Below are 12823 nucleotides of genomic sequence, written 5' to 3' on the forward strand. Positions count from 1 at the left end.
TACGGACGAGGACCGGGAGGACTTTCGGCCCGGTCGCATCAGGACCTTCGGCTGCGGGTGCGACCTGATCGTTATGCAAGCCTTGCGGACAGGAGATTGGGGAATAAATGCCGCAGGCCAGCACGAACAAGACAGGTTCCAGCCGCGACATAGGGATAGACCTGGGGACCGCGAACACCCTCGTCTACGCACGGGGGCACGGCATCGTCCTCAATGAGCCGTCCGTGGTGGCCGTCAAGGCGGGCACCACCACCGCACTCGCCGTCGGCAGCGAGGCCAAGGAGACCATCGGCCGCACTCCCGGCTCCATCACCGCGATCCGCCCCCTCAAGGACGGCGTGATCTGCGACTACGAGGCCGCCGAGGAGATGATTCGGCACTTCGTGCGCAAGGCCGTCCCCGGCCGCCGGGTGCGCGCCCGCATGGTGATCTGCGTACCGTCCGGGGTCACCCCGGTGGAGCGGCGGGCGATCATCCACGCCTCCGCGAGGGCCGGCGCCAAGACCGTGCACCTCATCGAGGAACCCATGGCCGCGGCGATCGGCGCCGGGCTCCCGGTGTCCGAACCGCGCGGCTCTATGGTCGTCGACATCGGCGGCGGCACCTCCGAGGTCGCGGTCATCTCGCTGGGCGGCATCGTCACCGCGCGGTCCCTGCGGGTCGCTGGCGACCGGATGGACGCGGCGATCACCGACTGGGTCCGCAAGGAGCACTCCCTGCTCATCGGCGACCGCACCGCCGAGGACGTCAAGATCGCCATCGGTTCGGCGTGGCCGGTGCCGGACCGGCCGGAACTGGAGAGCGCCACCTTCACGGTGCGGGGCCGCGAGAAGGTCGGCGGCATGCCGCAGACGCTCGCGCTCGACGCGCGCGACGTGCGCGCCGCCCTGGACGAACCGGTCGAGGCGATCATCGCGGCGGTCCGCGCCACCCTGGAGGAGTGCCCGCCCGAACTGTCCGGCGACGTCATGGAGCACGGCATCGTCCTGACCGGCGGCGGCGCGCTGCTGCCCGGCCTGGACCTGCGGATGGCCTCCTCGACCGGGATCCCGGTCTTCGTCGCGGACGACCCGCTGGACTGCGTGGCCCTGGGCTCGGGCCGCTGCGTGGAGGACATGGACGCGCTCAGCAGCCTCCTGGCGCCGGCGCGGGCCTGAGCCGTCCGGCCCTCCCGAAGGGCTCGGCGGGCTTCAGCCCTTCGGGAGGGTCGCCAGCACCTCGTACGCGTCCTGCGTGCGCGTCGCCGTCAGGGTGCCGCCCAGGCTGCGCACGCGCTCGGACATGCTCGCCGTGCCCGAGCCCGCCGAGACGGGGGCCCTGGTCGGATTGCGCTGCGCCAGCCCGTTGCGGACGGCGATCTCCAGGTGCGGACCGTCCGCCGCGATGGACACCTCGATGGTTTCGCCGCGGGCGTGCTTGGCGGCGTTGGTCAGGCATTCCTGCACCACCCGGTAGACCGCCGCCTGGCGCAGCGGCGACAGCCCGTGCACGGCCGGATCCAGGGCGAGCCGTACGGGCGAACCCGCGCGCCCGCTCTCCTCCGCGAGCGCCGCCAGCCCCTCCACGCCCGGGGTGGCCGCCCGCTCCCCGCGCTGCACGATGATCTCGTTGAGCACGAGGTGGGCCCGGCGCGCGGTGTCGGCGAGCTCCTCGAAGTCCTTCGCGTACGCCGTCTCGCGCGAGCGCATCGACAGCACCTCGGAGCGGACCGTCAGCAGGGTCAGCTCGCGCCCCACGAAGTCGTGGACGTCGCGGGCGACGGAGGTCCGCTCCTGCTGGACCGCCTGCAGGACGGCGGACTCGGCGCGCCGGGTGTCGAGTTCGCGCACGAGGTCGTGCCGGTAGGCGGCGATGCCCACGGCCGAGGCGAGGACGCCGATGGGCACGACGAGGCTGAGGAAGGAGCTGAGGGTCTCGGCCCGCGGCTCGGGCCAGCCGGGCAGGCTGAACACCGCCAGCGCGAAGGCCACGTACCCGAGCGTGGCCAGGATGCCGGCGCGGCGGCCCCGGTAGCGGCCGACGGAGTACAGGGCGAACTGCACCAGGGTGAGCTCGTGCAGCCAGCCGATGAAGAGCAGCGCGGTGAGGTACGCGACCCAGGGCGCCTGCCGGCGGACCAGGAGGGTGAGGCAGCCCGCAGCGAGCACCAGGGCCGCGCGCGGGCCGTTCAGGGAGTTGTCGGCGGCGGCCAGACCCGGCAGGTCCAGCGCCATCAGGGCGAAGCAACCGATTGCCGTGAGCATGTCCATCGCCCGGGTGGACCCGCTCCAGCTCTCGCTCAACCGGCGGCCGGCGGCCATGGCCCGGTGGAACGCGCGGACGGCGGGCTTCACGTGCATGCTCCCCATCATCCGGGGTCCGCGCCGGGGATCCGTGTCCCCGACGCCCGTCATGACGTGACATACGGCACTTCGGACGGGTACGGACATGGCCGGATGGCCCTGCCGCCGGGGCACCCCTCTTTCGTAGCGTCGAAGGAATGACCCCGCGAACGCCCCAACGGACGAGCAGCCGGACGACCCCCTCCCGGGCGCTCCCGCTGCTCCTGCTCATCGGCGGCCTCATCGGCACCTTGGCCTCCGGCGTCCTCACCTACGACCGCATCCGCACCCTGGAGGATCCGCTCTTCACCCCGGGCTGCAACGTCAACGCGGTGCTGAGCTGCGGCGACGTGATGACCACCTGGCAGGGCAACCTCCTCGGCTTCCCCAACATGCTGCTCGGCATCGCCGGCTTCGCGGCCCTCGCCGGACTGGGCACGGCCCTGGTCGCCGGGGCGCTGCTCCCCCGGTGGCTGTGGCGCGGACTGTGGGCCGGGATCGCGGCCGGGTTCGCCTTCACGGTGTGGCTGATCAGCCAGTGCCTGTACGTGATCGGGGCGCTGTGCCCGTGGTGCATGGTCGTCTGGGCGGTGATGATCCCGCTGTTCTGGTACGTCACCCGGCACCTGGCCCCGGCCGGCTCCCGGCTGCGGGCGCTCCCCCACTGGGTGGTGCCGCTGGCCGCGTACGGCGTGGTGGCGGCGCTGATCCTGACGAAGTTCGGCACCCGGCTGCTGTGACGCCGGGCCCCTCGCGGGGCACAGATACGGCGAAGGCCCCCACGTCGACCGACGGCGTGGGGGCCTTCGCTTGGGCTGTACGGGTCGGCTAGCCCTGGGGCAGCGCGGCCAGCTGGTCGGTGAGGCGGGCGATGTCGCCCTCCGCCTTGGCCAGCCGGCCCTTGATCTTGTCCACGACGTTGTCGGGGGCCTTGGCGATGAACGCCTCGTTCCCGAGCTTCGCCTCGGCCTGCTGCTTCTCCTTCTCGGCGGCGGCCAGGTCCTTGCTCAGCCGCTTGCGCTCCGCCGGGATGTCGATGGTGCCCGACAGGTCGAGCGCGACGGTGGCGCCGGCGACCGGCAGGGTCGCGGTGGCGCTGAAGGCGTCCCCCTCCGGCTGGAGGCGCAGCACCTGGCGGATGGCGGCCTCGTGGGCGGCCAGCGCGGTGGCGGACAGGTCCAGGCGGGCCGGGACCTTCTGCTTGTCGTCGAGACCCTGCTCCTTGCGGAACCGGCGGACCTCGCGGACCAGGCTCTGGACACCCTCGATCTCGGCCTCGGCGGCCGCGTCGCGGAAGCCGCTGTCCTTGGGCCATTCGGCGATCACCAGGGACTCGCCACCGGTCAGCGTGGTCCACAGCGTCTCGGTGACGAAGGGGACCACCGGGTGCAGCAGGCGCAGCATGACGTCGAGGACCTCGCCGAGGACGCGCGCGGAGGCCTTGGCCGGCTCGCCGCCCGCGAAGAAGGTCGTCTTCGACAGCTCGACGTACCAGTCGAAGACCTCGTCCCACGCGAAGTGGTAGAGCGCCTCGCTGAGCTTCGAGAACTGGTAGTCCTCGTAGAAGGCGTCGGCCTGCGCGACCGTCGCGTTGAGGCGCGACAGGATCCAGCGGTCGGTCGCCGACATCTCCTCGACCGAGGGCAGCTCGCCCTCGATCGTGGCGCCGTTCATCATCGCGAAGCGGGTCGCGTTCCAGATCTTGTTGGCGAACTTGCTGGAGGCCTGGACCCAGTCCTCGCCGATCGGGACGTCGACACCCGGGTTGGCGCCGCGCGCCAGGGTGAAGCGGACCGCGTCGGAGCCGTACTTGTCCATCCAGTCCAGCGGGTTGACCGCGTTGCCGAAGGACTTCGACATCTTCTTGCCGCGCTCGTCGCGGACCATGCCGTGCAGGGCGATGGTGTGGAACGGCGGGGTGCCGTCCATCGCGTACAGGCCGAACATCATCATCCGGGCGACCCAGAAGAAGAGGATGTCGTAGCCGGTGACCAGGACGGCGTTCGGGTAGAACTTCGCCAGGCTGTCGGTCTGCTGCGGCCAGCCGAGCGTGGAGAACGGCCACAGGCCGGAGGAGAACCAGGTGTCCAGGACGTCCGTGTCCTGGGTCCAGCCCTCACCGGTCGGCGGCTGCTCGTCGGGGCCGACGCAGACGATCTCGCCGTTCGGGCCGTACCAGACGGGGATGCGGTGGCCCCACCACAGCTGGCGCGAGATGCACCAGTCGTGGAGGTTGTCGACCCAGTCGAAGTAGCGCTTCTCCATCTCCTGCGGGTGGATCTTGACCTGGCCGTCGCGGACCGCGTCACCGGCGGCCTTGGCGAGCGGGCCGACCTTGACCCACCACTGGAGCGAGAGGCGCGGCTCGATGGTGGTCTTGCAGCGCGAGCAGTGGCCGACGGAGTGCGTGTACGGACGCTTCTCGGCGACGATCCGGCCCTCGGCGCGCAGCGCGGCGACGATGGCGGAACGGGCCTCCAGCCGGTCCAGGCCCAGGAAGGGGCCGTGGACGGTGATGACGGCGTGCTCGTCCATGACCGCGAGGTTGGGCAGGCCGTGGCGCTGACCGATCTCGAAGTCGTTGGGGTCGTGCGCCGGCGTCACCTTGACGGCGCCGGTGCCGAACTCGGGGTCGACGTGCCCGTCGGCGACGACCGGGATGCGGCGGCCGGTGAGCGGCAGCTCGATCTCGGTGCCGACCAGGTGCTTGTAGCGCTCGTCGTCGGGGTGGACGGCGACGGCCGTGTCACCGAGCATCGTCTCGGCGCGGGTCGTGGCGACGACGATGGAGGCGTCACCCTCGCCGTACCGGATGGAGACGAGCTCGCCCTCGTCGTCCTGGTACTCGACCTCGATGTCGGAGATCGCGGTGAGGCAGCGGGGGCACCAGTTGATGATGCGCTCGGCGCGGTAGATCAGCTCGTCGTCGTAGAGCTTCTTGAAGATGGTCTGGACGGCCTCGGACAGGCCCTCGTCCATGGTGAAGCGCTCGCGCGACCAGTCGACGCCGTCGCCGAGGCGGCGCATCTGGCCGGAGATCTGCCCGCCGGACTCGCCCTTCCACTGCCAGACGCGCTCGACGAAGGCCTCGCGGCCCAGGTCGTGGCGGGACTTGCCCTCCTTGGCGAGCTCGCGCTCGACGACGTTCTGGGTGGCGATGCCCGCGTGGTCCATGCCGGGCTGCCACAGGGTCTCGTAGCCCTGCATGCGCTTGCGGCGGGTGATGGCGTCGATCAGCGTGTGCTCGAAGGCGTGCCCCAGGTGGAGGCTTCCGGTGACGTTCGGCGGCGGGATGACGATGGCGAAGGGAGGCTTGTCGCTCTTCTCGTCCGCCTCGAAGTACCCACGCTCTACCCAGCGCTCGTAGAGCTTCCCCTCTACATCGGCCGGCGCGTACGAAGTCGGCAGTTCGGAGTAGGGGCTGCTGGGTGTCTGCGTGTTCTCGGTCACGAGCCACAGTTTAGGGCCGTAACGGTCCGGTCATGAAACCGGGTTTCCGGGGGCCCGGGGCCCTTAGCCGCTCTGGCTTCCGCCAGGATGTGTGGGACGCATAAACAACCTCATGGGGGGACGCGGGATGAGCTACAACCAGCCGGGACCGTACGGAGGCCAGCAGCCGCAGCAGCCGGGGCCCTACGGACAGCAGCCTCAGCAGCCGAACCCGTACGGCGGCCAGCAGCCCGGCCCCTACGGACAGCAGCCCGGCTACGGCTACCCGCAGCAGGCCCCCCAGGGAGTCCCCCAGCAGGGCTACCCGCAGCAGCAGCCCGGCTTCCCCCAGCAACAGCAGCAGCCTCCGTACGGCGGCTACCCGCAGCAGCCGCCGTACGGCGGCGGCACGCCCCCGAAGAAGTCGAAGGCCGGCGTGATCATCGCGGTGGTCCTGGCGGTGGCCGTGATCGGCGGCGCCGGCTGGTACTTCACGCAGGGCGGCGGCTCCTCGGCGTCGGTCTCCGCGGACACCAAGGGCTACAAGCTGGTGGCTCCGGCGGCGGTGGACGAGTACAAGAAGAACCCGAAGAGCTCGAAGGAAGAGTTCTCCGACAAGGACCGCAAGGAAGTCGAGGCGGTCGGCGTGAAGAACCCGACCCAGGTTTCCGAGGCCTACCAGTCCGGCGACCTGAAGAACCCGCTGGCCGCGAAGGCACTCAACTTCCAGGGCGTGTACGGCGAGATCGCCGACCCGGAGAAGGCCGTGGACGCCTACTTCGCCATGGCCAAGGCCAATTCGATGAAGGACGACAAGGACGGGGAGGCGGAGCTCGTCGGCTCCCCCAAGGTGATGAACCCCGCCGGCTTCAAGGGCGCCGTGATGAAGTGCCAGGAGCTCAAGATGACTCCGAAGAAGTCCGCGGACAACCCGCTCACGAAGCCCTTCACCATTCCGGTCTGCATCTGGGGCGACTACAGCACCCTGTCCGTCGTGAGCATGGCGGACTTCGCCTCCATCATGGGCGGCACCCAGGGCTTCACCCTGGAGCAGACTGCGGGCTACACCGCGAAGCTCTACAACACGTCGCGCACCAAGCTGTGAGGTGAGGCCGCCGCATAGGGCGGCCCGGAAGGCGCTGTCACGACGGTCCGCCGCGTCAGCGCCTTCTCCCGTGCACCGGTTGGTTTCACGCCGGACGTGAGGCCTGGTAGCACGCTTCCTGGACGTGACCCGCGTGCTTCACCCCTGCCAGCACCAGCATGCCCTGACAGGCAGGCTGGGCCGTGGCGGAACCGACGCCCCTCGCCGCGCCCCGGTCGCAGGCGGAAATCACCTGCGACCCCACGCGGTAGCGCATGTTGTGCATGTAGTTGGTGCAGTCACCAGACGTGGCGTGCGCGGGCGCCGCCACCAGGACGGGCAGCGCGCCCGCCATCACCGCCGCCGCCACGAGCCCGATCGTCCGCCGCAACTCCACCATGGATCACTCCCCACTCACGTGCATGGGTGTCGGACAGTAGTGGATCACTCGACCCTTCCCGGGGTCCGCGGAGATCGCACCTTTGACCGACCGTGCACCCCGTGGGCACCCTGTGGCAGGCCGCAGACATGAGTGAGGGGCGCCACCCCTAGCGGGTGGCGCCCCTCACTCATGTCTGCGGCCTGCGGCTACGCCGACTTCTCGTGCGGCCCCTGGTCCTTCGGGACGATCCGCGGGACCAGCGTCGGGTTGACGTTGGAGCGGACCACGTCCGAGGTGATGACCACGCGGGCCACGTCCTTGCGGGACGGGACCTCGTACATCACCGACATCAGGACCTCTTCCATGATGGCGCGCAGGCCGCGCGCGCCGGTCTGGCGGAGGATCGCCTGGTCGGCGATGGCCTCGAGGGCCTCGCGCTCGAAGTCCAGCTCGACGCCGTCGAGTTCGAACAGCCGCTGGTACTGCTTGACCAGCGCGTTGCGCGGCTCGATGAGGATCTGGAGCAGGGCCTCGCGGTCCAGGTTGTGCACCGAGGTGATGACGGGGAGACGGCCGATGAACTCGGGGATCATCCCGAACTTCACCAGGTCCTCCGGCATGACCTCCTGGAACTGGTTGCTCGCCTCGATCTCGCGCTTCGAGCGGATGGTCGCCCCGAAGCCGATGCCCTTGGCGCCTGCGCGGGATTCGATGATCCGCTCCAGGCCGGAGAAGGCGCCGCCCACGATGAACAGCACGTTCGTCGTGTCGATCTGGATGAACTCCTGGTGCGGGTGCTTGCGGCCGCCCTGCGGCGGTACCGAAGCGGTGGTGCCCTCCAGGATCTTCAGCAGGGCCTGCTGCACGCCCTCGCCGCTCACGTCGCGCGTGATCGACGGGTTCTCGCTCTTGCGGGCGACCTTGTCGATCTCGTCGATGTAGATGATCCCGGTTTCGGCCTTCTTGACGTCGTAGTCGGCCGCCTGGATCAGCTTGAGCAGGATGTTCTCGACGTCCTCGCCGACGTACCCGGCCTCCGTCAGCGCCGTCGCGTCCGCGATGGCGAACGGGACGTTGAGCATCCGGGCGAGCGTCTGGGCCAGCAGCGTCTTGCCCGAGCCCGTGGGGCCGAGCAGGAGGATGTTGGACTTCGCGAGCTCGATCGCGTCGTCACGGCCCGTCCCGCCGCCGTTCTCGCCGGCCTGGACGCGCTTGTAGTGGTTGTACACCGCGACGGAGAGCGCCTTCTTCGCCGGCTCCTGGCCGACGACGTAGCTCTCCAGGAACTCGTAGATCTCACGAGGCTTGGGGAGTTCCTCCCACCTGACCTCGGAAGTCTCGGCCAGTTCCTCTTCGATGATCTCGTTGCAGAGGTCGATGCACTCGTCGCAGATGTACACACCGGGTCCCGCGATGAGCTTCTTCACCTGCTTCTGGCTCTTTCCGCAGAACGAGCACTTGAGCAGGTCGCCGCCGTCACCGATGCGTGCCACGAGGTGCTTCCCCTTCGCCTGGGAGACGCCTGGTTCAGCGCTCCTGGTGCCTCATATCCGACGGTACCTTGCCGGGGGCCCCGTGCGGGGCCCCCTTGACGTGGTTCACATCGCCCAATCCGGCGATGCGTCCGCGTCAACTGGCGGCAAGGATCAGTTCGAAGTCTTGCGGGTCGCGACGACCTGGTCGATCAGGCCGTACGCCAGCGCGTCCTGAGCCGTGAGGATCTTGTCGCGCTCGATGTCGTCGCGGATCTTCTCGATCGGCGTCGAGGAGTGCGTGGCCAGCATGGTCTCCAGCTGGTCGCGCATGCGCAGGATCTCGTTGGCCGCGATCTCCAGGTCGGAGAGCTGCTCACGGCCGGTGCCGCCCGAGGGCTGGTGGATCAGCACGCGGGCGTTCGGCAGCGCCATGCGCTTGCCGGGCGCGCCGGCGGCGAGCAGGACCGCGGCGGCGGAGGCCGCCTGGCCCATGCAGACCGTCGAGATGTCCGGCTTCACGAACTGCATCGTGTCGTAGATCGCCGTCAGCGCCGTGAAGGAGCCGCCGGGGCTGTTGATGTACAGGTAGATGTCGCGGTCCGGGTCCATCGACTCCAGGCACAGGAGCTGTGCCATGACGTCGTTGGCGGAGGCGTCGTCGATCTGCACGCCGAGGAAGATGATGCGCTCCTCGAAGAGCTTCGCGTACGGGTCGTACTCGCGCACGCCCTGCGAGGTGCGCTCCACGAAGCGCGGCACGACGTAGCGGTTGTCCACCGGCGCGCCGGTGTAGAGGCCGCTCGCGGGAGAAAGGTTGTTCATGTGCATCTGAGTGTTCACCGTCCTGGTGGCGTTCTGCGGGCTGAGGCTTGCCTGGTGCGGGCGGGCGTACGAGCTCCCGTACGGGATCCCGTGCGCCGGGGCCGGGATCAGGCCCCGGTGCCGCCGCCGCCCGGGACCAGCGACGCGGCGGAGATGATCTCGTCGATGAGGCCGTAGGCCTTGGCCTCTTCCGCCGTGTACCAGCGGTCGCGGTCGCCGTCGCGGATGATCGTCTCCACGGTCTGGCCGGAGTGGTGCGCGGTGATCTCAGCCATGCGCTGCTTGGTGCGCAGCAGGTACTGGGCCTGGATCTTGATGTCCGACGCGGTGCCGCCGATGCCGGCGGAGCCCTGGTGCATCAGGATGTCGGTGTTCGGGAGGGCGAAGCGCTTGCCCGGGGTACCGCCGGTGAGCAGGAACTGGCCCATGGAGGCCGCCATGCCCATGCCGATGGTGACCACGTCGTTCGGGATGTACTGCATGGTGTCGTAGACCGCCATGCCCGCCGTCACCGAGCCACCGGGGCTGTTGATGTACAGGTAGATGTCCTTCTCCGGCTCTGCGGCCAGGAGCAGGAGCTGTGCGGTGATCTTGTTGGCGATGTCGTCGTCGACCTGCTGGCCGAGGAAGATGATGCGCTCGCCGAGCAGCCGGTTGTAGACATGGTCGCCGAGGCCGCCACCGATGGACGGCTCACCCGCGGCGTAAGGCTTCAGATTCGTCACGTATCCACCTGCTCGTCTCCGACGGCCATGTGCCGTCTCAGCGTCTCGTTCTGGGGCGCGGACCTGCCGTGCGGACGATGTCCACCGGCGTCGGGCACTCCCGTGCCCTCGTATTCATGGACCCTAACGCGCAGCTAGGACAACGCCATCCCGCTTCCCGAACTGTTCGCTCGGAGCGCAAGGTCAGAGGCCCCTCACGGAGGGTCCCGGGGAGGGTGTCCCCCAGCTGTCCCACAGCAAGGCCGAAGGGCCCGGACGCGATGGCGTACGGGCCCTCCGGGCCGTGCTCTGGTGCTGCTCAGCGGGGGTGAGCCCGGGTCTTACTTGGCCTCGTCGGCCGCGATCTCACCGTCGGCCTCGACGACGTTCTCGACGGTCTCGGCGGCCGTCTCGACCGCGTTCTCAGCGTTCTCGTCGTCTTCGTCGTCGGAGAGGTCGACGACCTCACCGTTGGTGTCGGTGACCTTGGCGGCCTCGACGACGGCCGCGAGGGCCTTGCCGCGGGCGACCTCGCCGACGAGCATCGGAACCTGGCCACCCTCGACGACCGCCTGGGCGAACTGGTCGGGGGACATGCCGGAGGAGGCGGCGCGACGCATGAGGTGCTCGGTGAGCTCCTCCTGGTTCACGTTCAGCTTCTCCTTGTTGACCAGCTCGTCGAGGACGAACTGGGTCTTGATGCCCTTGATGGCCTGCTCGGCGGTCTCGGCGTCGAACTCCTCGACCGTCTTGCCCTGGATCTCCAGGTACTTCTCGATGGTGAGGCCCATCTGGCCGAGCTGGTGGTGCTCCAGGTTGTGCTTGCGCGTCTGGACCTCGTCCGCGAGGAGCTTCTCGGGGATCGGGACCTCGACGAGCTCCAGCAGCTTCTCCAGGACGCGCTCCTGGGCCTGCGTGGCCTGGTCGTACTGCTTCATGTTCTCGAGGCGCTTGCGGCTGTCGGCCTTCAGCTCCTCGATGGTGTCGAACTCGCTGGCCAGGCCGGCGAACTCGTCGTCCAGCTCCGGCAGCTCACGGGCCTGGACCTTGGTGACCTTGACGGTGACCTCGGCGTCCTTGCCCTCGGCGGAGCCGCCCTTCAGCTGGGAGGTGAAGGTGGCCTCGCCACCGGCCTCCAGGCCCTTGACGGCCTCGTCGATGCCTTCGAGAAGCTCACCCGAGCCGATGGTGTAGGAGACGTCCTGGGCGACACCGTCCTCCAGCACCTCGCCGTCGACCTTGGCCTCGAGGTCGATGGTGACGACGTCGCCGTCCTCCGCCGCGCGCTCGACGTCCTTGGTGGTCGCGAAACGGCCGCGCAGCTGCTCGACCGACTTTTCGACGTCCTCGTCCGAGACCTCTACGGCGTCCACGGTGACCTCGATGCCGGAGTAGTCCGGGATCTCGATCGCGGGACGGATGTCGACCTCGGCGGTGAAGGCCAGCAGCTCGCCGTCCTTCAGCTCCGTGATGTCGACGTCGGGCTGGCCCAGCGGGTTCAGGTCGGCCTCGTTGACGGCCTCGGTGTAGAACTTCGGGAGGGCGTCGTTGACGGCCTCCTCCAGCACCGCACCGCGGCCGAAGCGCTGGTCGATGACGCGGGCCGGGATCTTGCCCTTGCGGAAGCCCTTCACCGTGACCTGCTGGTTGATCTTCTTGTAGGCCGCGTCGAGGCTGTCCTTGAGCTCCTCGAAGGGCACCTCAACAGTGAGCCGAACCCGAGTCGGGTTCAGGGTCTCCACGGCGCTCTTCACGGTTCGGTCTCCTTGTGGCTGACTGCTGGGGGTCTCTGCTCATCGCCGCGGTCTAGCGGTTCTCAGCGGATCGGGCCCGGTACATCAGACACACGGGCACGCAGCTTGCATAGTAGCCGCAAGCGGCAATCAGCCCACAACGCGATCATCGACGCGGTCCCGGAGGGGGATCGCGCGGTCCTCCTGCTGGTCGGGGTGGCCGGATTCGAACCGACGACCTTCCGCTCCCAAAGCGGACGCGCTACCAAGCTGCGCCACACCCCGTCGGTGCGACACGTAGGGTACATGCCCGAAGACCCTCCGCCGTGCGGACTTTCGGCGAATGCGCCACCGGGACTCGGAGGCGCCGCACCTCCCGCCACGGCTACGGCCACACGCGGAGGCGAAATGCGGTGTGCGATCCCCCGCCGGAACCCGCTAGGATGCTCTTCGTGCAGAGGTCCCCGGGCCTCGGGCGCGCATGCTGCGGGTGTAGCTCAATGGTAGAGCACTAGTCTTCCAAACTAGCTACGCGGGTTCGATTCCCGTCACCCGCTCAGAGACGCAAAGGGCCAGGTCAGAGGATTTTTCCTCGACCTGGCCCTTCGTCGTGCTCGTGGAGATCCGGACCCGGACGGCATGATGCCGTCCGTGACGAACAGCGCAGGCCTGCACCCTGACCGGATACCGGGGTACGACGGCGGCCCCCTCACGCACGAGGTGGGGTTCCTGGAGGAGCCGCTGTTCTGGCTCGGACACCTGTACTCGTGCGTGCATTCCGAGGAAGCCGAGGCCCTCGGAACCATCCTCCTGGACGCCCAGGGGGCGCCGGGCCCCGCGTGCTGGACTACAGACGGCCGCGGGCCTCGACGG

10 protein-coding genes and 2 tRNA genes are annotated in these 12823 nt (G+C 69.1%); 4 read left to right on the forward strand and 8 right to left on the reverse strand.

The genetic code is table 11. The features are described 5' to 3' along the window. The first annotated feature begins 107 nt into the window (after window positions 1–107). Window positions 108–1157, forward strand: coding sequence for a rod shape-determining protein (locus OG435_RS16575; protein ID WP_266877617.1), 1050 nt, complete (start codon window positions 108–110; stop codon window positions 1155–1157). Window positions 1158–1190: 33 nt separating this feature from the next. Here OG435_RS16575 and OG435_RS16580 read toward each other — a convergent pair whose 3' ends face one another. Next, window positions 1191–2339 carry a sensor histidine kinase gene (locus tag OG435_RS16580; RefSeq protein WP_266877618.1) on the reverse strand — a complete coding sequence of 383 codons (1149 nt, stop codon included), beginning with the start codon at window positions 2337–2339 and terminating at the stop codon, window positions 1191–1193. A gap of 140 nt (window positions 2340–2479) precedes the next feature. Between OG435_RS16580 and OG435_RS16585 the strand changes: the two genes are divergently transcribed. Then, window positions 2480–3061, forward strand: coding sequence for a vitamin K epoxide reductase family protein (locus OG435_RS16585; RefSeq protein WP_266877619.1), 582 nt, complete (start codon window positions 2480–2482; stop codon window positions 3059–3061). Between the two features lie 88 nt (window positions 3062–3149). On the opposite strand, the gene OG435_RS16590 is transcribed toward OG435_RS16585, so the two are convergent. Next, entirely contained in the window at window positions 3150–5771 is a 2622-nt protein-coding gene (locus tag OG435_RS16590; RefSeq protein ID WP_266877620.1) for a valine--tRNA ligase, read from the reverse strand. 127 nt (window positions 5772–5898) lie between these two features. Here OG435_RS16590 and OG435_RS16595 point away from each other — a divergent pair, with 127 nt between their 5' ends. Continuing rightward, window positions 5899–6855 (forward strand): hypothetical protein, encoded by a 957-nt coding sequence (locus OG435_RS16595; RefSeq protein WP_266877621.1) that lies wholly within the window; start codon window positions 5899–5901, stop codon window positions 6853–6855. A gap of 85 nt (window positions 6856–6940) precedes the next feature. Here the strand turns inward: OG435_RS16595 and OG435_RS16600 are convergent, their stop codons facing one another. From OG435_RS16600 to OG435_RS16625, 6 genes are all read right to left on the reverse strand, one after another. Continuing rightward, window positions 6941–7234 (reverse strand): hypothetical protein, encoded by a 294-nt coding sequence (locus OG435_RS16600; protein WP_266877622.1) that lies wholly within the window; start codon window positions 7232–7234, stop codon window positions 6941–6943. A 188-nt stretch (window positions 7235–7422) separates the two neighbouring features. Continuing rightward, window positions 7423–8709: an ATP-dependent Clp protease ATP-binding subunit ClpX gene (gene clpX / locus OG435_RS16605; RefSeq protein ID WP_250739478.1), complete on the reverse strand. Its 1287-nt coding sequence runs from the start codon at window positions 8707–8709 to the stop codon at window positions 7423–7425. 153 nt (window positions 8710–8862) lie between these two features. After that, window positions 8863–9513, reverse strand: coding sequence for an ATP-dependent Clp protease proteolytic subunit (locus OG435_RS16610; RefSeq protein ID WP_250739479.1), 651 nt, complete (start codon window positions 9511–9513; stop codon window positions 8863–8865). Window positions 9514–9620: 107 nt separating this feature from the next. Further along, entirely contained in the window at window positions 9621–10238 is a 618-nt protein-coding gene (locus OG435_RS16615) for an ATP-dependent Clp protease proteolytic subunit (protein WP_250739480.1), read from the reverse strand. A gap of 320 nt (window positions 10239–10558) precedes the next feature. Next, the gene (tig, locus tag OG435_RS16620) at window positions 10559–11971 is read right to left on the reverse strand and encodes a trigger factor (RefSeq protein ID WP_266877623.1); all 1413 of its coding nucleotides are present in this window, start codon (window positions 11969–11971) and stop codon (window positions 10559–10561) included. Between the two features lie 187 nt (window positions 11972–12158). After that, window positions 12159–12235 (reverse strand) — tRNA-Pro (locus tag OG435_RS16625). 201 nt (window positions 12236–12436) lie between these two features. On the opposite strand from OG435_RS16625, the gene OG435_RS16630 reads away from it, so the two are divergent. Next, window positions 12437–12507: transfer RNA gene (locus OG435_RS16630), tRNA-Gly, on the forward strand. Window positions 12508–12823 lie beyond the last annotated feature (316 nt).

It is taken from the genome of Streptomyces sp. NBC_01264, from assembly GCF_026340675.1.
GTDB lineage: Bacteria > Actinomycetota > Actinomycetes > Streptomycetales > Streptomycetaceae > Streptomyces.